At 59.9% G+C, this 19546-nt stretch carries 24 protein-coding genes; 12 read left to right on the top strand and 12 right to left on the bottom strand.

Features of this window, described 5'->3' with window-relative positions; genetic code table 11:
• Positions 1 to 158 precede the first annotated feature (158 nt).
• The 7 genes from J2S32_RS09120 to J2S32_RS09090 all read right to left on the bottom strand — a co-directional run bounded on the left by J2S32_RS09120 (position 159) and on the right by J2S32_RS09090 (position 5771).
• Positions 159 to 866, bottom strand: a complete 708-nt coding sequence (locus tag J2S32_RS09120) for a PepSY domain-containing protein (RefSeq protein ID WP_253520429.1) — start codon at positions 864 to 866, stop codon at positions 159 to 161.
• A gap of 50 nt (positions 867 to 916) precedes the next feature.
• On the bottom strand, positions 917 to 1360 hold the full coding sequence (locus tag J2S32_RS09115) for a YybH family protein (protein ID WP_253520427.1): 444 nt from the start codon (positions 1358 to 1360) through the stop codon (positions 917 to 919).
• Between the two features lie 99 nt (positions 1361 to 1459).
• The gene (locus J2S32_RS09110; protein WP_120108463.1) at positions 1460 to 2575 is read right to left on the bottom strand and encodes a copper resistance protein B; all 1116 of its coding nucleotides are present in this window, start codon (positions 2573 to 2575) and stop codon (positions 1460 to 1462) included.
• Positions 2575 to 4413, bottom strand: coding sequence for a copper resistance system multicopper oxidase (locus J2S32_RS09105; protein ID WP_253520425.1), 1839 nt, complete (start codon positions 4411 to 4413; stop codon positions 2575 to 2577). The genes J2S32_RS09110 and J2S32_RS09105 overlap by 1 nt, the downstream gene beginning before the upstream one ends.
• A gap of 56 nt (positions 4414 to 4469) precedes the next feature.
• Entirely contained in the window at positions 4470 to 5030 is a 561-nt protein-coding gene (locus tag J2S32_RS09100; RefSeq protein WP_047822753.1) for an RNA polymerase sigma factor, read from the bottom strand.
• Between the two features lie 6 nt (positions 5031 to 5036).
• Positions 5037 to 5471 (bottom strand): periplasmic heavy metal sensor, encoded by a 435-nt coding sequence (locus J2S32_RS09095; RefSeq protein WP_103022911.1) that lies wholly within the window; start codon positions 5469 to 5471, stop codon positions 5037 to 5039.
• A 3-nt stretch (positions 5472 to 5474) separates the two neighbouring features.
• Positions 5475 to 5771 (bottom strand): hypothetical protein, encoded by a 297-nt coding sequence (locus J2S32_RS09090; protein WP_046904111.1) that lies wholly within the window; start codon positions 5769 to 5771, stop codon positions 5475 to 5477.
• Between the two features lie 99 nt (positions 5772 to 5870).
• Here J2S32_RS09090 and J2S32_RS09085 point away from each other — a divergent pair, with 99 nt between their 5' ends.
• From J2S32_RS09085 to J2S32_RS09070, 4 genes are read left to right on the top strand one after another with little or no spacing between them, the layout of a single operon-like run.
• Entirely contained in the window at positions 5871 to 6545 is a 675-nt protein-coding gene (locus J2S32_RS09085) for a DUF2231 domain-containing protein (RefSeq protein WP_053059237.1), read from the top strand.
• A complete protein-coding gene (locus J2S32_RS09080) occupies positions 6546 to 7232 on the top strand; it encodes a class I SAM-dependent methyltransferase (RefSeq protein WP_253520422.1) in 687 nt (228 codons plus the stop codon).
• Positions 7229 to 7696, top strand: coding sequence for a DUF411 domain-containing protein (locus tag J2S32_RS09075; RefSeq protein ID WP_253520419.1), 468 nt, complete (start codon positions 7229 to 7231; stop codon positions 7694 to 7696). Before J2S32_RS09080 ends, J2S32_RS09075 begins: the two co-directional genes overlap by 4 nt.
• Positions 7697 to 7731: 35 nt before the next feature.
• The gene (locus J2S32_RS09070; RefSeq protein ID WP_046904114.1) at positions 7732 to 8013 is read left to right on the top strand and encodes a hypothetical protein; all 282 of its coding nucleotides are present in this window, start codon (positions 7732 to 7734) and stop codon (positions 8011 to 8013) included.
• Between the two features lie 47 nt (positions 8014 to 8060).
• Here the strand turns inward: J2S32_RS09070 and J2S32_RS09065 are convergent, their stop codons facing one another.
• Positions 8061 to 8345 (bottom strand): metal-sensitive transcriptional regulator, encoded by a 285-nt coding sequence (locus J2S32_RS09065; RefSeq protein ID WP_046905158.1) that lies wholly within the window; start codon positions 8343 to 8345, stop codon positions 8061 to 8063.
• A gap of 104 nt (positions 8346 to 8449) precedes the next feature.
• On the opposite strand from J2S32_RS09065, the gene J2S32_RS09060 reads away from it, so the two are divergent.
• The 4 genes from J2S32_RS09060 to J2S32_RS09045 all read left to right on the top strand — a co-directional run bounded on the left by J2S32_RS09060 (position 8450) and on the right by J2S32_RS09045 (position 13473).
• A complete protein-coding gene (locus J2S32_RS09060; protein WP_046904115.1) occupies positions 8450 to 8722 on the top strand; it encodes a hypothetical protein in 273 nt (90 codons plus the stop codon).
• Between the two features lie 12 nt (positions 8723 to 8734).
• Positions 8735 to 9619: an AlbA family DNA-binding domain-containing protein gene (locus J2S32_RS09055; RefSeq protein ID WP_253520417.1), complete on the top strand. Its 885-nt coding sequence runs from the start codon at positions 8735 to 8737 to the stop codon at positions 9617 to 9619.
• A 146-nt stretch (positions 9620 to 9765) separates the two neighbouring features.
• Complete coding sequence (locus tag J2S32_RS09050; RefSeq protein ID WP_253520415.1) at positions 9766 to 11979, top strand: copper-transporting P-type ATPase; 2214 nt, start codon at positions 9766 to 9768, stop codon at positions 11977 to 11979.
• A 120-nt stretch (positions 11980 to 12099) separates the two neighbouring features.
• Entirely contained in the window at positions 12100 to 13473 is a 1374-nt protein-coding gene (locus tag J2S32_RS09045; protein WP_046904117.1) for an APC family permease, read from the top strand.
• 24 nt (positions 13474 to 13497) lie between these two features.
• Here J2S32_RS09045 and J2S32_RS09040 read toward each other — a convergent pair whose 3' ends face one another.
• Positions 13498 to 13770 (bottom strand): hypothetical protein, encoded by a 273-nt coding sequence (locus tag J2S32_RS09040; protein WP_253520413.1) that lies wholly within the window; start codon positions 13768 to 13770, stop codon positions 13498 to 13500.
• On the opposite strand from J2S32_RS09040, the gene J2S32_RS09035 reads away from it, so the two are divergent.
• The 4 genes from J2S32_RS09035 to J2S32_RS09020 are packed head-to-tail and all read left to right on the top strand — an operon-like array spanning position 13769 to position 15931.
• On the top strand, positions 13769 to 14512 hold the full coding sequence (locus J2S32_RS09035; RefSeq protein ID WP_047822768.1) for a glutaredoxin family protein: 744 nt from the start codon (positions 13769 to 13771) through the stop codon (positions 14510 to 14512). The two genes, J2S32_RS09040 and J2S32_RS09035, sit on opposite strands and share 2 nt — an antisense overlap.
• Positions 14509 to 14922, top strand: coding sequence for an ion channel (locus J2S32_RS09030; protein WP_047822771.1), 414 nt, complete (start codon positions 14509 to 14511; stop codon positions 14920 to 14922). Before J2S32_RS09035 ends, J2S32_RS09030 begins: the two co-directional genes overlap by 4 nt.
• On the top strand, positions 14919 to 15446 hold the full coding sequence (locus J2S32_RS09025) for a DUF305 domain-containing protein (RefSeq protein WP_047822772.1): 528 nt from the start codon (positions 14919 to 14921) through the stop codon (positions 15444 to 15446). Before J2S32_RS09030 ends, J2S32_RS09025 begins: the two co-directional genes overlap by 4 nt.
• Positions 15443 to 15931, top strand: a complete 489-nt coding sequence (locus J2S32_RS09020) for a DUF6692 family protein (RefSeq protein ID WP_103022917.1) — start codon at positions 15443 to 15445, stop codon at positions 15929 to 15931. The genes J2S32_RS09025 and J2S32_RS09020 overlap by 4 nt, the downstream gene beginning before the upstream one ends.
• A 76-nt stretch (positions 15932 to 16007) precedes the next feature.
• Here the strand turns inward: J2S32_RS09020 and J2S32_RS15835 are convergent, their stop codons facing one another.
• The 3 genes from J2S32_RS15835 to J2S32_RS09010 are packed head-to-tail and all read right to left on the bottom strand — an operon-like array spanning position 16008 to position 19479.
• The gene (locus J2S32_RS15835; RefSeq protein WP_103022918.1) at positions 16008 to 16451 is read right to left on the bottom strand and encodes a signal peptidase II; all 444 of its coding nucleotides are present in this window, start codon (positions 16449 to 16451) and stop codon (positions 16008 to 16010) included.
• Positions 16448 to 17842: an aldehyde dehydrogenase family protein gene (locus J2S32_RS09015; RefSeq protein WP_103022919.1), complete on the bottom strand. Its 1395-nt coding sequence runs from the start codon at positions 17840 to 17842 to the stop codon at positions 16448 to 16450. The genes J2S32_RS15835 and J2S32_RS09015 overlap by 4 nt, the downstream gene beginning before the upstream one ends.
• The gene (locus tag J2S32_RS09010; RefSeq protein ID WP_253520411.1) at positions 17839 to 19479 is read right to left on the bottom strand and encodes an acetolactate synthase large subunit; all 1641 of its coding nucleotides are present in this window, start codon (positions 19477 to 19479) and stop codon (positions 17839 to 17841) included. The genes J2S32_RS09015 and J2S32_RS09010 overlap by 4 nt, the downstream gene beginning before the upstream one ends.
• Positions 19480 to 19546 lie beyond the last annotated feature (67 nt).

Here is a 19546-nt window from a genome sequence, read left to right as displayed (position 1 = left end):
AAAATGGCAATATACCTTTTGGGGAATAAATCACCCTTATTCCCTGGGGGGTATGCTGCATCCGATCGCCACGAGAGATCCATCAATGGTGCCGGCCAGGCGAACCTCGCGTAGGAGAGAGGCGTCTTGAACAGGATGATCCGACCCGTGTCGGCGAGTCAGGAACCGGACTTTCGTTTCCAACTCAGCCATCTGATCCTTGGTAGCCTGTTGGCCAGCAGAACAAATCCCGAAAGGGCAATGAACGTACCTGCGATACCAAACAGGAGAAGCCACCAGCTGTTGATGCGGTCGCGCTGGGTCCAGTCCATGATGTGAAGGCCCCAGATGAAATCGAAGAGCCGCCAGGTATCGCTTCGCGCTGACAGGACCGTTCCGCTCGAGGCGTCGATATAGACGCGCGTCGCGTCGCGTTCGTCATAGGTGATCTGCCAGGCCGGGAAGGGGCCCCTGAATTCGGTCCCGACGTCGCGTTCGACAAGCCGCGCGCCGGCGACCGAAGTCTCCGGGCCTATCCAGGCGCGGCGAGCGATCGCGCGCGCTGTCGCGGCCGAAATGGGGGACAACAAGCGTCCGCTATGCGGATCATGCAGCGTGACACCGCCATCCGCTCGCCGCACTTCGGTCACCACCTTGCCGTCGAGAGCACGTGTGGCAACCGAAACCACATCATCTTGCCTTTCCAGCCATTCGGGTAACTCGGCCCCGGCAGGCAATATTTGCGCAGCGCGGGACACGATATGCTCCGAGCGTACCTCCTCCAGATCGAGAAAGGACATCAAGGCACCGGTGCCCATCCACAGCAGAACTTGCGCCCCGATCAGGAGCGCCAACCACTTGTGGAGCTTGCTGCTAAAGACATGCAAGCGCAGTTTGAGGGACCGCGAAGCCAACTGTCTCGCCGCTCCGTAGCGGGTCAGGGCCGCCGCGGCGCGCGCGAGGAGGAGTGGTACTGCACGATCTTCCAGCCCGATTCATCGTGCGAAAGGACCGAGGTCGCGACCCCGTCACGCTCGATCACGCGCCCGTCCTCGAGCTCGATCCGGTAGCCGTAGGTTTCGTAGCCATAGGCCATATGGCCCTTACGGGTCATCGTCAGCGTCGGGTCGGTGAAAGTAAAGCTCGTGATCGCATCGAGCTCGGGTCCGAGATGGTGCTCCATGTAATTGGCGAAACTCCCCTCGGACTTGCCGTTCTCGAAGATCGCGGAGGCTTCCGCGAACAGGGCCGACATGCCTGCGGCATCGCGCGACACCAATGCGGCGCGATAAGCCTCGAGAATATCTTCAGCGCCCGACACATCTTCGCTGGCCGAACCTGTCTTGTCGGAATGATGTGTCCCATGTCCGGAATGGTCCATGTCCTGCGCCGCAGCCGGCACTGGCGCCGCAGCAATAGCTAGCGCAACTACCGGCACTCGCAATAAAGTGTTCATCATGTCAGTTTCTTCTCCCTTGACCTAAAACCAGAACCGCACGCCGACGACGTAGTTCGTTACGCTGGGGTCCTCGCCGGCGGCCCTTGCGAAATCGCGGCTGTTGCCGATCTTCCATTCCTGGTCGATGCCGATATAGGGCGCGAATTCGCGCGCGAATTCGTAGCGCAGGCGAATGCCGACCTCGATCGTATCGATCCCCGAGCCGATCCCGAGTTCGGGAATGTCCTGTGCTGACAGCGCGATTTCGGCGCGCGGCTGCACGATCAGACGCTGTGTGATGAACTGATCGATTTCACCTTCAATTCGTGCGGTAAGATCGCCCTTGTTCGACAGAAATGCTGCTGCATCGACCTCGAACTCATAGGGAACGAGCCCTTGGATGCCCACAACCGCATGGGTGCGTTCAGGCCCAGTAAAATCCTGCCGCACGCCCGCCTGAAAATCGAAGAAAGGCGCAATGGCACGGCTCCAAAGCGCCTGCACTTCGGCGCTTTCAATGGTCTCGCCGAAGCTGCCTTCGCCTTCGGATTTGAACCAGAACTTGTTGTAGTCACCGCCATAATAACCCTGGACGTCCCACAAATAGCCGTCGTCGCCCTCGCGCAGGCGGTATTCGAGCCGGTCACCCTGAAACCAGAATACCGGCGTTCCGCTCACTTCCTTGGTGACGGCCGCCCGAGACGCAGCCATTTCCTCTGCGCCGACAAAGGCATCGGCGGCAAAGGCGGGGCCCTGTAGCGCTTCAGGCGGGGGAGGGCCTTCCGGGATCGCCATATGGTCGGCGGATGCTCCATGGCCCATCGCGGAATGATCCATTTGCGACATGCCGCCCTCATCCTCCTTGCCGGTCATGGGCATCGCGCCATGCTGGGCTGCCCCATGATCCATGTTCGAATGATCCATAACCTCCGGGTTCTCAACCTCCTCCTGAGGATGCTGCGTCCGGGAGTGATCCATCTGAGGTTGATCCGGCGCATGGTGATCGTGCGCCTCGCTCGCAGCCTCGTCGTCTTGAGCAGCTTGCCCGGCCTGGCTCTGCGGTTCGGCAGCCTGCGTGCCGTGATCATGCTGCTGTGCCCAGACTGCGCTCGGAAGTGCCAGCAGGGGGAGGGCGATCATCATGGTCGCGCGCTTCATTAGCCTTCTCCTCCCTCGAGCGGTCGGACAGTCACCACCTGAAACATTCCGTTATGCATGTGGTAAAAGAGGTGACAGTGAAAGGCCCAGTCGCCCCGTTCATTGGCGGTGAGGTCAAATTGCGCGCTGCCGCCTGGCTGGACCGTCAGCGTATGTTTGAGCGGCTGACGGTCGGCCGGAGCCCCGTTCACGAGTTCGAAGAAGTGTCCGTGCAAATGGATCGGATGCGCCATCATGGTGTTGTTGATCAGCTTGACGCGCACGCGCTCGTTATAAGCAAATTGAATCGGCTCGGTGATCTCGTCGAACTTCTTCCCATCGAACGACCACATATACCGCTCCATGTTGCCGGTAAGATGGATCGTCTTGAGCCGGCTCGGACGCCGGTTGTCGGTATTGGGCTTTGCGGCGACGAGCTGGTTGTAGTTGAGCACGCGGTGGCTCACATCGTCGAGCCCGAGGCCAGGAAAATCCATCCGGTCGATAGGGTTCATGGCAACCGAGTCGATCCCTGGACCAACTTTCACATTGGGTGGAAGCAGTGATGTGTCGCGCATGTTCATGCCCGACATTCCGGCCATCCCCGCCATGCCAGCCATTTCTGCGTCGCCGCTGGAACCATGATCCATTCCGGTCATGCTGCCCGCGCATTGATCCATGCCCGCCGCGGCACCGGCCGAAGCTGCACCGTGCCCCGCATGCCCCTCTCCAGCAGCGCCTGCGCTATCGCCGTGCCCGGCCATGCCCATATCGGTCATGGTGAGAAGCGGCGGTTTGCGCAGAGGCGGGACGCTGGTCCGGGCGCCGGGGCGACTGGCAAGTGTCGCCACGCCCATGCCCGAGCGATCAATCGCCTCGGCGACGAGCGAATAGGCCTCGCCGCGCGGCTCGACGATCACGTCGTAGGTTTCAGCAACACCGATCTGGAACTCGTCGGTCTCGACCGGCTGTACGTTTTGGCCATCGGCCTGAACCACGGTCATCGGCAGGCCAGGGATGCGGATATTGAAATAGGTCATCGCGGCGCCGTTGATAAAGCGCAGGCGGACCCTCTCTCCCGGCTGGAAAAGGTATTCGAGATCGTCTTCCGGCCCGTGACCATTGATGAGGAAGGTGTAGGTCGCGCCGCTCACGTCGGAGATGTCGGTCGGCATCATCCGCATGCGCGCCCACATTCGGCGCTCTTCGCCGCTCATGTCGTAGTCGTCGGTCCAGGTGGTTTTGCCATAGTTGAAGTAGCCCTCGGCGACCTTGAGTTTCTTCATGATCGAATAGGGACTCATGGTCGACCAGTCGGACAGCATGACAACATAGTCGCGGTCGTATTCATATGGTTCGGGCTCGATCGGGTCGACGATCAGGGGGCCGTAATGGCCAAGCGGCTCCTGCAGCGTATGCGCGTGCCACCAATAGGTGCCCGACTGGCGGATGGGAAACTGGTAACGATAGGTATCGCCCGGCTCAACAGCCGCCATGCTCACCCCGGGTACACCGTCCATAAGGAAGGGTACGAGCAATCCGTGCCAGTGAATGGAAGTGCCATGCGAACTCCGATTGAGGAGATCGACCGTCAGGTTCTGGCCTTCCTTGAGGCGCACCAAGGGTCCTGGGATGGTGCCATTCACGGCAACACCCGGCCCGCGGCGAGAGCCAGTGGTGAAGGTCGTGTCGGCGACGCTCATTGTAAGATGTTCGCCGGACAGAACGTCGCTCCCGCGGCGCGCGATCGTGCCATCGAGACCTCCGCGTGCCCACGCGGGCATTGCACCGGCAAGGCCAAGCATTCCGACCCCGCTTGCGCTAGACCCCAGAAATTTACGGCGATTGATCGCGACCATCGAAAGCTCCTGTATGAACGATACACCCTCAACTACGAAGGGCCCGGTTCTACCCCTCAAAAATTTTCCAGGCGGTCGCGCAATTTTTGCCGGGCACGATAGATGCGGGTCTCGATTGCCTTTTCCGACACGCCGAGAAGTTCGGCGGCTTCCGCCTGGCTGCGTCCGTCGATACTGACCAATATGAGCGCTTCGCGAAGACGGATCGGAAGACGCTCGATTTGCTCCAGGAGCATTCGCAATTCCTGGCGCTGCATCGCGATCTCTTGCGGATCGGGGCTGTCGTCAACAATCGCCAGTGTTTCAGATTCCGCGCCCAATCCGAAAAAGCGCGCCGTTTTGCGTTTGCGCAGCCTGTCGCGGCATTTGTTGAGCACGACTGTCGTCAAAAAAGGGCCAACAGGACGGTCCGGGTCGAGGCGGTGCCGGGCGACCCAGACCGAAGCAAGCCCGTCCTGAACAGCGTCTTCGGCCTGATGCGGAGACGCAAGCATGCGTGTCGCCAAAGCAATAAGCCGCGCTATATGGGGTTCGACCAGCGTCCCATATGCTGCCTTGCTGCCCCTGCGGGCATCTTCGACCAGGGCGGTCTCGGACCGGCTTTGCGCCTGCGTCACGGAAGCCTAATTACGCGAATTGCTGGTGAGCGCCTCGGAGACCTTCCGATCGAACAGGCGCTGCTGCTCGGGCTCGAGTATCTCGCGCATGTCGAAGACGTGTTGGACCGTGGCTTTCTGCAATTCGCCCATCCGTCCATGCACATCGTCAATCGCCGCGCTCACTTCGGGGCCATATTCGTGCTCGTCGGCCATCGCCTGAGCGAGCCTCGCATTTGCCGCGCGCAGCGATGACTCAAGTTCAGCACGCTCGACGGCGAAGCGGGCTTCCAGGGTCTCGAGGCGCGCGTTCTGGTCTTCGGTCAAAACCAGTTCCTCGTGCACGAACTGGTGCAGGCTGCCATTGTCTTCGTGGCTGAGCCAGCGATCAGCCGCGATCGCCCCCAAACATCCCGCGAGCCCGGCAAGAAGAACGGCAAGCAGGAGGCGTCCGTTCGTCAAAGTCTAGCTCCCGACATGCAGGAGAGCGGCGGGAGAAAGGTGCTCGTTCGACGCAAAATCATTATAGGCGGAACTCGCAGTTGAGCCCTGATTGTAGGGCATGATGGTCGTGCCGAAGCCTGCTCCAAGGCCGATGACGAACAGGCTGCAAAAGAGCGCGGCACGCCGGCGGCGATCGGCAACCTCGCCAAGCTGTCCGGCGCGCTGCCAGACACCATCCATGAAGTCTGACGGGTCATGCACAATATCATGCGCGGCCAGCTGTTTGAGCGAAGCATCGAGGGAAGGATAATCTGACATAGGCAACCTCTAACTATTGTAACTCCTTTACGCCACAGCCCGCCGAAGCCCTCAAAAAAATATTTGAGGGGTATGATATTCTCGCGCGTATCAAGGCATATGAGCATATTCACCCGCCTTGGCCTCGCCGCCCTCTTCGCAGCCTTTCTGCTTTCGGCACCCTTGCACGCGCATGAAGGGCATCAGGACAATATGTCCGACGCTGAAATGCTGGCGATGGAGGAGGGTATGGCCATGCCGGACGACGCCCATGCCGGCGAGCTTGCGCCGCCCGGGGAAGAGATGGACAGGCCGAACGCGCAGCAGTCCATGTCGCCTGAAGACATGATGCAGCAGAAAATCACGGAAAACCGCCTGACCTCGGCAGAGGACCTTCTGTCGCGCCTTCATCCGGTCGCGGCGCATTTCCCGATTGCGCTTCTCCTCGTCGCCGCACTCGCCGAACTCGCCTTGATGGTGCGCCCGACCTTGGGGCTTGAGACGACGATCCGGTTTCTCGTAGCCGGCGGCGCGATCGGGGCGGTCGTTGCGGCTTTGCTCGGATGGTTTGCGGGTGGATGGCGACTGCTGGACCGGTCGGAAAATCTCGCCATTCACCGCTGGAACGGCACGACGATTGCCATATTGAGCCTCCTCGCCTGGTGGGTTGCTGCGCGCGGAAAGGGGAGAGGCGCGCTGCGCTTGCTTCTGGCGCTGATCGCTGCGGCGCTCATCGTACAAGGCTATTTCGGCGGGGAGATGGTGCACGGGCCCAATCATATGGGCATCATGTAGGTGGGACGGGTAGCCGCTCCTCAAGGCGACCGAGCCTTCACGCCAGCCCTTGGCAAAGCCTGGCTGACCCCGGTCTATGACCTCACCATCGCCTTGTTTACGCGTGAGCGGACATGGCGGCGCGCGGTTGTCCGCGCCGCCAATCTTGCGCCCGGCGATCATCTTATCGATGTTGGGTGCGGAACCGGCACCTTGCTTCGCGATCTCATGATCAGCTGTCCGCAGGCGGGTCTCGCCGGCGTTGAGCCCGATCCGGCAGCACTGGCCATCGCGCGTCGCAAGTTTGGCGCCGGGGCGGATCTGATCCGTTGGCACAATGGCTTTCTCGATACCCTCGACCTGACCGCGCGATGGCAGCCAAACAAGATCGTCAGCAGCCTCGTCTTTCATCAGGTTCCGCTGGGTGAAAGGCGGGCAATCCTGGAGCAGATGCACGATCTGCTCCAGCCCGGAGGCATGGTGCTGATTGCCGACTATATGGCTCAGGACTCCGCCCTTATGCGCAAGCTTTTCCGCGCCACGGTGCAGCAGCTCGACGGTGTCGAAGACACGCAGCCCAATGCCGACGGTATCCTGGAGCGGCAGCTTGCCGAAATTTTCACCGACGCCGAAAGGCTTCACGTCTTCCCGACCGCCACCGGAGCGATATCGCTCTGGCACGGCTACAAGAAAGGTCCCCATACATGACCCGCACGTTTGCGCGAAAGCGCTTTCGCAACTCGTTCGCCGCAACAGCCCTCCTGGTAATTGCCGCCTGTTCGAACGTTGCCCAGGCGGCCACCTACACGATGTATCGCGATCCCGGCTGCGGCTGCTGCCTCAAATGGGCCAACCATTTCGAGAACGGCATGGACGCCGAGGTTGCGACTGTCGACACCACTGACATGGGTTCGGTGAAAGCCGGCAAGGGCGTACCTTCCGATCTGTGGTCGTGCCATACGATGGTGGTCGAGGGATATGTCATCGAAGGTCACGTCCCGGCAGAAGCAATCTCAAAATTGCTGCGCGAGCGCCCGGCAGGCGTTTCCGGACTTGCCGTTCCCGGCATGCCGCTGGGCTCACCTGGCATGGAATACGAGAACCGTGTGCAACCCTATGACGTCATCGCCTTTGGGCCCGGCGGCCGTACGGTTTTCGCAAGTTACCCCTGAACGGGCAAGAAAACGCCCCCAACTTTTGGAGAATAATGATGAAAATGATCCTCACCGTCGCTGGCGCGCTTGCTTTCTCGGCAAGCCCGGTCCTTGCTCAGGAGGCCCCTTCTGAAAAGCCCAAAATGTGCGAGATGATGCACGATGGCAAGAAAATGCAGGGTATGATGAAGAAGGACAAGGACGGAAAAATGTCATGCCAGATGATGGACCATTCCAAGATGGACCATTCGAAAATGGACCATGGCCAGTCCGGCCATGGCAAGAAAAAGGCCGCCGAGGCTGAAAAGCCGCAGACCGAACACAAGCACGACTGACCAGCCTTTGGCGTCTGGAGCCGACAATTCAATCGGCTCCAGACGGTCTAACGGGCCATGCGCTCGATGAGAGTGAGAAGTTCGGCGATCTTCTCCGATTGATCGGCCTTGTTGTTCGATGAGAGCGCCTGTTCGATGCAGTGCTTGGTATGGATGTCGAGTACTTTGGTCCTGGCGGCGCGCGCGGCGGCTTCGAGCGCGAGGATCTGCTGCAGGATATCGACGCAATAGCGCTCTTCTTCCATCATTCTCGATATTCCTCGCGCCTGCCCCTCGATCTTGCGCATTCGGGTCAAGACATCACGAAACTTGGGGTTTTGATCATCGCTCATGCCGTTCTCTCCAGACGCCGAGTTCATTCCTGACTGCTTTTGACACAGTTGCAAAGCAGTTCGCAATACACTATACCCCCCTATAGTATACGACGGAGACAAAGATGACCAATGCGACGACGAAAGGTTCAATCCTTGCCTGGGGCTGGGCTTTCAGCGTCTTACTGCTGATTACCTATCTGCTCTGCGTGGCCTTTGGCCTGATCGCGCCCGATACTTTCCATATGCATGAAGCATGGGCGCCTTTGCTGCCAGGCTTCGATTGGTTGACATGGCCTGGCTTCTTCGCCGGGGCTATCGGCAGCTTTCTCTATGGCTGGTATATCGCGATCCTAGGGGTCCCGCTCGTCCGCTATTTCAGAAAAAGGATCGGGTGAAGAACCGGCAATGTGGATTTATCCGCTGCCGCGAATTCCGCACAGGTCGCAAAGCCTATGACAATGCACAGCTTACCCTTTTCCGGTTCGTCTTTCAGCAAAAAGAGGGAATTGTTCCTGCATACGGTTATCGGGCCAGTGCTGGGCATCTTAATCCTTCATCCGCTCACCGCGCTCGTTTATGGGTCTGGAGGGGCAGCAGCGGCGAGCGTGCCATTTGCTGAGCAGTTGGGCTCGGCGGTCGATCGACTGAGCGCGGCATTTGAAATCGAAATGCTGCCCATGAGCCTGGCTTTCGCGGTGATCGGCGGCGCAATCGGCCTGACGTTTGGTCTTTATCATCTGCGGCTCATGGCAGATCGCCAGATAATCCGCTCTCTGGAGCATCAATTGGCCGAAGAGCTGCCGCTGCTCATCGCCCGAGGCGAGGGCGCACAGCTGGAATTCAAATCGTCGCTGCGTTGGGATACGCGTGAACAGCGCGCAAATCGAAGCCTTCAACAGGTCGTGTTCAAAACGATTGCCGGATTTCTCAACAATGATGGCGGCACGCTGCTCATCGGCGTCGACGATAGCGGGGGCATCGTAGGAATCGAGGCCGATCTGAAGACTCTCAAGCACCCCAATAAGGACGGGTTCGAGCGCGTGCTGATGGACGCGATACGATCAGCACTCGGCGGTAACGCCTGCGCCCTGATCCATTGTTACTTTCACGATCTCGATGGCCGAACTGTTTGCCGCGTGATCGCACAAAAGAGCCTCGAACCGATCTATTTTCTCGACAATGGAGTGGCGCGCTTCTTGCTCCGCGCCGGCAACAGTACACGGGAATTGGATGCGCGCGAAGCGCACACTCACCTTTCGCAGCGCGGAAAAGAATATGCACGGCAGGCATGAGATGATCCTCTGCCATAAATCGGCAAGTCGGGTTGATCTCGTTCCCCGTTTCACGCTGTCACTTTCAGCGGGGTACGCCGCCTGTCAGCTCGGTTCGGCCTTGTCGGCGGAACACTGGCACACCTTTGGCCAGATCCAGGGAGACTATGATGGACCATTCTAATTGCAGCCATAGCGGCCACGGCGAAGCCGTTGCTGGCGATGATGGCCGCTACGATCTCGTTCCCGCTGGTTATGACGGACCGGTTTATACCTGCCCTATGCACCCGCAGGTCCGGCAGCCAAAGATGGGGTCGTGCCCGATCTGCGGCATGGGTCTCGAACTCGAATCCGCGGCCATGGTCGATGACGGACCGAACCCGGAGCTCGTCGACTTTACAAGGCGTTTCTGGGTCGGCGCCATCCTCACCTTGCCGCTGCTTGTTCTCACGATGGGCCCCTATGTGGGCTGGCCGGGCGTGCGCGAAATATTTGGCGAGCGGGCCACCCTATGGATTGAACTGGTGCTCGGTACACCGGTCGTGTTGTGGAGCGGATGGCCGTTTCTCGAACGGGGCTGGAATTCGTTCCGCACCTGGAACCTCAACATGTTCTCGCTCATCGGCATGGGCGTTCTCGCCGCATGGATTTTCAGTGTCGTCGCCGTCCTGGCACCGGACATCTTCCCGGATGGCTTTCGCGATCCAGAGGGACATGTCGGCGTCTATTTCGAAGCCGCGGCCGTTATCGTTACGCTTGTGCTCCTCGGCCAAGTCATGGAGCTGCGCGCGCGTGAAGGCACCGGTAAGGCCATTCGCGCTCTCCTTGATCTTGCAGCCAAAACCGCCCGCGTCATCAGGGCAGACGGCACTGAAGAAGAAATCCCCCTTGAGCACGTGGCTGTTGGCGACCAATTGCGGGTCCGCCCAGGCGACAAGGTGCCCGTTGACGGTGTAGTGCTCAAAGGCCGCTCGTCGATCGACGAAAGCATGATCACCGGTGAACCAGTCCCTGTCGAAAAGGTCGAGGGCGACGCCGTGACCGGGGCAACGATCAACGGAACAGGCAGCCTGGTGATCGAAGCGAAACGTGTCGGATCAGACACCATGCTCGCGCAGATCGTGGAAATGGTTGCGGCCGCACAGCGCTCGCGCGCGCCGATCCAGAAGTACGCCGACAAGGTGGCCGGCATGTTCGTCCCCGCGGTTATCGGCATAGCCGTGCTCGCCTTCATCGCCTGGGCGATCTGGGGCCCCGCACCAGCGCTTGCCTATGCCCTCATTGCTGCAGTTGCGGTACTGATCATCGCCTGCCCCTGCGCTCTCGGCCTGGCGACGCCGATGTCGATCATGACCGCGACAGGAAGAGGGGCGCAGGCGGGCGTTCTGATCAAGAACGCCGAAGCGCTCGAGCGCTTCGAGAAAATCGATACGCTGATCGTCGACAAGACGGGTACGCTGACCGAGGGGCGCCCAAGGCTCGTCGCGGTTATGCCCGAAGAGGGCCACGATGAAATCGAGGTGTTGAGCCTGGCGGCGTCGCTCGAGCGCGGGTCGGAGCACCCGCTCGCAGAAGCGATCGTGCGCGGCGCCGAAGAACGCGGCGTCGCGATGGAAGCCGCCAGCGAGTTCGAGGCCGTAACCGGTAAAGGCGTCATGGGCACGGTTTCCGGTAAACGCGTCGCGCTGGGTAACCTTGCGCTCCTGTCAGACCTCGGTTTGGAAGGTGCCACGCTCAGCGAAAAGGCCAATGCGCGCCGCGACGAAGGCGAAACCGTCATGTTCGTGATCGTGGCAGGCAAGATTGCTGGCCTCATCAGCGTTGCCGACCCGGTCAAGGAAACCACTCCTGCGGCGATCAAGGACCTGCACAAGCTCGGCCTTACGATCATTATGGCGACCGGCGACAATGAGCGGACGGCGCAGGCGGTTGCCGCCCGCCTTGGTATCGACGACATTCGCGCAGGCGTTCTTCCCGCGGACAAGGCGCGGCTCATCCGTGAATTGCAGGAAGGCGGTGCCAAGGTGGCCATGGCCGGCGACGGGGTTAACGACGCTCCGGCGCTTGCCCAGGCAGATGTCGGCATTGCGATGGGAACCGGCGCGGATGTCGCGATCGAAAGTGCGGGGATTACGCTCGTTAGAGGCAATCTCGACGGGATCGTCCGGGCCCGCAAGCTTGCCCGGGCTACGATGCGCAATATTCGGCAAAATCTGTTTTTTGCGCTGATTTACAACGCCTCGGGCGTGCCCGTCGCGGCCGGTGTTCTTTATCCTTTCTTCGGCATCCTGATTGGCCCAATGTTCGCAGCCTTTGCGATGAGTGCGTCCTCCATATCGGTAGTCCTGAACTCGCTCAGACTTCGTAGTGCGAAGCTGTGAACATTCGACAATCGAACAAATCGCCATCCCTGATCCATGCCTCAATGCCTCCGCATTGCGGCAGGGCCGGTCGCCTGTGGAAGATGGCAGCGCGACGCAAGCCATAGAAAGGTAAACCGCATGGATAACCATTCGGCGCACGAAGATAATCTGAACAAGAGCAGCATCACCCTGCTTGGCGGCGTTGCCATGGGGACTGGCGTCATGATCGGTGCGGGCATTTTTGCGCTCACCGGTCAGATCGCGGAGCTTGCCGGCCCTCTCTTCCCCCTCTCCTTCGTCGCAGGCGCGCTCATCACCGCGCTCGCATCATACAGCTACATCAAGATGTCGAATGCCTGGCCATCGTCGGGTGGCATCGCGATGATCCTGCAAAAGGCCTATGGTCCGGGTGTCGTCGCGGCCTCCGCATCAGTGCTGATGGCCATGTCGATGGTTATCAATGAGAGCCTGGTGGCGCGAACCTTCGCGACCTATGCGCTGCGTCCGTTTGGGCTCGAAGAAAACGCATTGCTGATATCGGGCTTGGCGCTGGGACTCATCGTTTTCGCCTATCTGGTCAACGCCGCGGGCAATAGATCGGTAAGCGGGTTTTCGCTCGTTATGTCGGCGATAAAGGTTGGCGGGATAGCGGTGTTCGCAGTTGCGGCGATCTGGGCCAGCGGACTGTTCGCAGGCGCCTTTACCGAGCCTGCTTCCTTGTCGAACGGCGAAGCATTGCTCGCTTCGGTGGCCTTCTCGATCCTTGCATTCAAGGGGTTTACAACCATCACCAACAGTGGCGGAGAAATCGTCGATCCGCACAAGAATGTCGGTCGCACAATCATGATCTCGATTGCCGTGTGCATCGTGGTTTATCTGCTCGTCGCCTTGGCCGTTGGCTCCAGTCTCAGCATCGGCGAGATCGTTCAGGCGCGTGACTATTCCCTGGCCGCGGCAGCGCGCCCCGCATTGGGAGATCTCGGGTTCTATTTCACCGTAGCGATTGCCATCTCGGCGACTACGTCGGGGGTCATTGCGAGCGTGTTCGCCGTCTCGCGGATGCTGACAATGCTGACCGAGATGAAGATGATCCCCCACAGCCATTTCGGAATGAAGGGCGGCATCCGTAGCCACATGCTGGTCTATACGGTCGTCATAGCCGGCACACTGGCGGTCCTGTTCGACCTTTCCCGCATCGCCTCGCTCGGCGCCTTCTTCTACCTTGTCATGGACATGCTCGTCCATTGGGGCGTGTTTCGCAGTCTTCGCAAAGAGATCGGCGCCCGCGCTTCCGTCCTGCTCACCGCGCTGGCGGCCGACGCCGTTGTGCTCGCCGCATTTACGGCCGCCAAACTCAAGAGCGATCCGGCCGTGGTTTCCTATGCGGTGATCGGAATCGCGGCCGTGTTCGTGGCGGAATGGATATTTCTGTCCGGCCAGCGCAGGGAGACGAACACAGATTCTATTGAAAACAAGGTCGAGAGCGGAAGCGGCGATCACGACCGTCCTTGAGCGCAACATTGGCTGTTTGGCAGCTCAGATAAATATTTTTGAGGCGGCGCCGTAATTTCGCGCCGCCCCGCCCGTCTTTATTCCTTCGGCTGCAATCGGAATACCGGAAGTTTGTCCATCTTGTCCGTACCAGGCCGCGCGATCGACCGGCAGAAAGAGATTCGCGGGAGGAATGTCGGCGATTGCGACAAACATCGTTTCTCTTTCGAAGAACGATGAAACGAAAACGCGAAACGAACATTGGAATTGAACAAGCAGCCCCAGGCTGTGCGTGTGAACAAGGGGCTGTAAAGGCATGAAAACTGCGAGTGTTTACCGGATGGTGATGGAGGATCATGTCTGTCCCTATGGCATCAAAACGGTCGATCTTCTCAAGCGGCAAGGCTTCGAGGTCGACGATCATCACCTGACCAGCAGGGAGGAAACCGACGCGTTCAAGGACAAGCACGACGTCGAGACCACGCCGCAGACCTTTATGGAAGGCAAGCGCATTGGCGGCTATGACGATGTCCGCGAGTTCTTCGGCAAAAGCCGCTCGCAGCCCGAGGAAGGCGAAACCAGCTATCAGCCTGTCATTGCGATTTTCGCGGTCGCGCTGCTGCTCGCGCTCGGGCTGAGCTGGGCGTTTTTTGACGACCTCTTCACCGTTCGGGCCGCGGAGTGGTTCGTCAGCCTCTCGATGACCTTGCTCGCCGTCCAGAAGCTTCAGGACGTGCGCAGTTTCTCGACCATGTTCCTCAACTACGATCTACTCGCACGGCGCTGGGTGCCCTATGGCTTCGTCTATCCGTTCGGCGAAGCCGCTGCCGGCATTCTCATGACCGCGGGCGCACTGACCTGGCTTTCTGCCCCGCTGGCATTATTCATCGGCACCGTCGGCGCTGTCAGCGTCTTCAAGGCTGTCTACATCGACAAGCGTGAGCTCAAATGCGCTTGCGTCGGAGGTAGCAGCAACGTCCCGCTCGGTTTCGTCTCGCTGACAGAGAACCTGTTCATGATGGGGATGGGGCTCTGGATGGGTCTCAAGGTCTTTACATGATCCTCGGTTTAATCCTGGCGACCTCGCTGTTCCTGATATCGGTGGGCTCGCACCTCGTCATACTGAATGCGGGCCATACGCTGCTCGAGCAAAACTGCAGCCTTCTGCACAAGCTGGGCATCGCGCTGCTCGTTCTTTTCTCGCATCTGACCGTAGCGGCGTTCTTCGCCGCCGGCTTCTGGATCGGCGAGGAGCTGGGTCTGGGCGGCTTCCGGCAGGCCGGCGCGATGACCGCGATGGACTATTTCTATTTTTCTCTGATCAACGTGACGACGCTTGGTTTGGCGGACATTTTCCCAACCGAGCACCTGCGGGTTCTCGCCGGCGTCGAGGCCCTCACCGGCTTCGCTCTCATCAGCTGCTCGGCGCAGCTATTCTGGACCATGATGCACAAAGGAGAAGAAGCATGACCGAAAAGACGACCCACTCGGACAAGGGAGGGGGCGGCAACTACTGGCGGTTCATGGCCATGGTATCGACTTCGACCGTCATCATGTTCTTCCTGATGTATGCCAACACCTTCACCATTGACGATGTCTTCTGGAGTGAAACGCGCTTCTGGATGATGTTTGTCATGGGCGCGATGATGATGGTCGTCATGCTCCTCTTCATGTGGGGCATGTACAAGGACCGGACCAAGAATTTTATCATTCTGGGCGTCGGCGCCTTTGTGTTCGCGCTCGCACTTTGGCTGGTACGCAGCCAGACCACCGTCGACGACACCGAATATATGGCAGCGATGATCCCGCACCACTCGATCGCGATCATGACCAGCGAACGGGCCAGCCTCAAGGATCCGCGCGTTCGCGAACTCGCCAAGGCAATCATCGTCGCCCAGCGCCGCGAGATCGCCGAGATGAAATATCTCATAGACGATATCGAGCAGAACGGTCCTCGGACCGAAGAACGCCTGCCCGAGGAGATGCAGCCATGAACAAGATAGCTTTAACGGCGCTCATCGCGCTGCCGCTCGCCGCCTGCAATTCGAACACCGCTCCGGGCAACGACCGCGAAGCCCAGCTCGACCCGCCTGCCACTGCCGCGCCGATCGAGGACGCGGCCAGTGCACTGGCAAATGTTGACCCGGGCCTCATGCTTCCCGGGACTATGAATGACGCGGACCTTGCTGCTCTGGGCGCAGGACAGGCCTGCCAGTTTCGTCTGACCGAAGTAGCCTTTCCCTCGTTTGTATATGACGGCGACGGGGGCGGTGCGATCAAGATCAATGGCAAATTGATCCCCGTCACCGCCGATGGCACCGGCAGCTATTCGAATGGCGAGCTTCGGATCAGGACCCGCATGCTGGATGATGAAGGCGATGCGGGTCTGCAAATGCAGGAGATGATCGTCGTCGGACCCCGGATGAAGGACGAGTTCGGGTTCTGGGGATATACCACCTGTCCGGCAGGCGGAGCCTGATACTGGCAGGGCGCATGGGCGGGCCGTTGGCTACCCCGTGCGCCCGCAGCTCCTCCGTTCGTCGCCCACACCTGTCTTAACAGGAACAAGCAGATGACCGATACGAGGCCCATCGCTGTCTTCGGTGCAGGCGGGAAGACCGGCACCGAGCTATTGCGGCGTGCCCTTGCGCGGGACATACCGATCCGCGCCTTCGAACACACCGTGCCCGGGCCAGACGAGCGCCAATCGCCAGGCTCAAGCCGAGCGCATGGATGGGGGATCGGGTTCGGATTAGCCAAATCCCGAGCATGCCCGAAAGCAGAACGCCGATCGCGATAAGTATCGCCGGTGCTGCTTCACCAGCCAGTCCGAAAGCCACGCCGCTATTGGTGATGGCGACTAGATTGAAGCCCGGGAATACTGCGATCACGTTACCCGGACCAACGAAAGAATGCGCCCAGGTTTTCGACAATTGATCGAGGCCGAAGGCGGCCAGTATCAAGAGGGGCGCAAGCCGTTTCGCCGCGCTCAAGGTCATCGGACGCTGGATGGTGCATTCACGACCACCATCTTTTCTTCGCTCATATCGGCCATCGTGTAACCTATACCGCCTGTTCCGAGGCCCGACTGCCGACGTCCTGCGAACGGCATCCAGTCGACGCGAAATGCGGTATGATCGTTGACCATTACGGCTGACGCGGCCAGCGTTTCGACGCAGTAATCGGCCCAGGACATTCGGTCGGTAAACACAGCCGCCTGAAAGGCGTAGGGAAGCGCGTTCGCTTGGCCGATCGCAGCTTCGACGTCGTCGTATCCGTAAATGCAGACCACAGGGCCGAACACTTCCTTCTGCGATACATCGGCGTCGCACGGCGGATCGACAAGGACCGTGGGCTGGTAAAGGGTGGAACCCATGCGCTTACCCCCTGCGGCGAGCCTGGCGCCGCCCTGAACGGCTGCATCGACCCAGGATGCGACGCGGTCGACTTCGGCAGGACGAATGAGCGGACCGCATTGGGTTTCCGCATTGGTCGGATCGCCCACCGTCAGTGCTTCTGCTCCCGCGGCGAGCTCGGCAGCGAAGTCCGGCAATTCGGCGCGCGGAACGAACACGCGCTGCACCGAGACGCAGACCTGACCAGAATGATAAAAGCCCCCTTTCAGGAGCGGAGGAATTACCTTGGCGTGCGCAACGCTGTCATCGACGATGATCGGGGCCGCGCCCCCATGTTCCAGCGCCAGACGAGTGCCAGGGGCCAGTTTGGAGCGGAGCATCCAGCCAACTCTGGCCGAACCGATGAAGGAGAAGAATGCAGTTCGCGGATCGGTGACCATTTTTTCGGCGACCCCGTCCGAGCACGGCACGAAACGGCACCAACTTTCATCGAGTCCGGCTTCATAAAGGATTTCGACGAAGCTCTTGCAGGAAAGCGGCGTGTCCTTGGCCGGTTTCACCAATACAGGGCATCCGCTTGCAACCGCCGGTCCCACCTGATGGGCGATCAGGTTCAGAGGGTGATTGAAAGCGGAGATCGCCACGACCGGCCCGATCGGCTCACGGAAAGTATAAGCTTTGCGTCCTGCCCCCGCCTGCGTCAGGTCCATCGGGATTTCACGCCCGCCGCTGGCAAACAATTCGTGTATGCACAATTCGACGCTCTGAATGGCGCGACTGGTCTCCACGCGCGCGTCGACGATGGGTTTACCGCCCTCGAGCGCAATCTGCATTGCCAGTGTCTCCGCGCGCTCGCGCATCAGCCCGCTGGCGCGCTGCAGGATGGCGATGCGTTCATGCGCGGGGAGCCGCGCTTGTCGGTCTTCGTGCAGCGCGCGCGCCTCGTCGAGCCAACGATCGACTTGCGGCCAGTCGACCAGCTCAACGCTGCCAATGCATTCCTGGTCGTAGGGATTGAGGACCTGCCACGTCATTGGGGACACTCCATCGCCTTGAGTTCATCGATCAGAACTTTGCGGTTCTCGGAGTAATCCACCGGCAAGTCGACGAGGTGAACGCCGCCGCTTTCAAACGCTTCATTCAAGGTAGGTACCAGTGCTTCGCTGCTTTCGATCCGGTGGCCCGTCGCACCATAACTCTTCGCATAGGTAACGAAGTCGGGGTTGGCGAAGCTCAGACCGTAATCGGGAAAGCCAAGTTCTTCCTGCTTCCACCGGATCATACCGTAAGCGGAATCATTGAGGATGAGTACGACGAGGTTGAGGCCGAGCCTGACCGCGGTTTCCACCTCCTGCGAATTCATCATGAACCCGCCATCGCCGCATACGGCGAGCACGCGCCGCTCGGGCGAGAGCATCGCTGCCATCATCGCCGAGGGGAGACCCGCTCCCATCGTCGCCAACGCGTTGTCGAGCAGAATGGTGTTGGGCTCATGCGCGATATAGTTGCGGGCGAACCAGATTTTGTAGATGCCGTTGTCGAGTGCAACGATGTCGTCCCGGCCCATGACCGCCCGTACATCTGCAACGATGCGCTGGGGCACCATCGGAAAGCGGCCATCGTCACTGCCTTGTCGGATGTGCGCCGCGATGTCCTCATGGACATTGGCGTAGGCTGCCGGGTCACTAGGGTGTTTGCCGCGCAGCCGGTTTCCCAGTCGCTCGACAGATCCCGCTATATCGCCGATAACCTCCAGCTGCGGGAAATAGACCTGGTCGACCTCGGCGGCCTTGTAATTTATATGAATAACGGTGCGTCCGTCAGGCTCCATGAAAAAGGGTGGTTTTTCGACCACGTCATGGCCTATATTGACGATCAGGTCTGCGCGATCGATGGCACAATGAACATAGTCATCCGACGATAGAGCCGCCGTCCCAAGATACAGGGGACTTGCCTCATCGAGCACGCCCTTGCCCATTTGCGTATTGAAAAACGGAAATTGTGTATCGTCGACGAACTTTCGGAGCGCCTTACAAGCGCTACGTCGGTTGGCCCCGGCACCAACCAGTAGCAGCGGGCGATCGGCGGCCAGAATACGCTCGGCGGCTTCGTCTAGCGCGGCATCTCCGGCCACCGCATATTGGCGGGGGTGGGGCGCGACGACCGGTTCGGAGGTTTCTTCCTCGGCAATGTCTTCGGGCAGCTCCAGCAGAACTGCACCGGGACGCTCTTCCTGTGCCCTCCTGAAACCTTCTCGCACCAGCGAGGGAATGCGTTCGCCATTCACGATCTGCTTCGCCATTTTGCACAGCGGAGTAAAAAGCGACACGACATCGACGATCTGGAATTGCGCCTGCTTCGATACCTTGATGGGCTTCTGGCCTGTTATCATGACAAGCGGAAAAGCGCCCAGAGCGGCATAGGCGGCCGGTGTCGTGAGGTTTGTCGCTCCCGGTCCCAGCGTGGCGAGACAGACGCCGGCCTTTCCGGTAAGGCGTCCATAGGTTGCCGCCATGAACCCCGCCCCTTGCTCGTGCCGGGTAACGATCAGACGGATCGACGAGGTGCGCAGCGATTCCAGGAGATCGAGGTTTTCCTCGCCCGGAACCGCAAAAATATATTCGACGCCTTCGGCTTCCAACGCGGCGACAAGAAGATCGGATGCTTTCATGGAATGGTTCTCGCGTTGGTAAGGGCCTGAGGGGCTGTCGGTGAAGAGTCTTTTGCTCTGCGGGTGA

Origin of the sequence: Qipengyuania citrea, assembly GCF_024171405.1 — a bacterium.
Taxonomy (GTDB): domain Bacteria; phylum Pseudomonadota; class Alphaproteobacteria; order Sphingomonadales; family Sphingomonadaceae; genus Qipengyuania; species Qipengyuania profunda.
The sequence above is the reverse complement of the archived record's forward strand: the minus strand, read 5'-3'. Positions and strand labels throughout refer to the sequence as shown.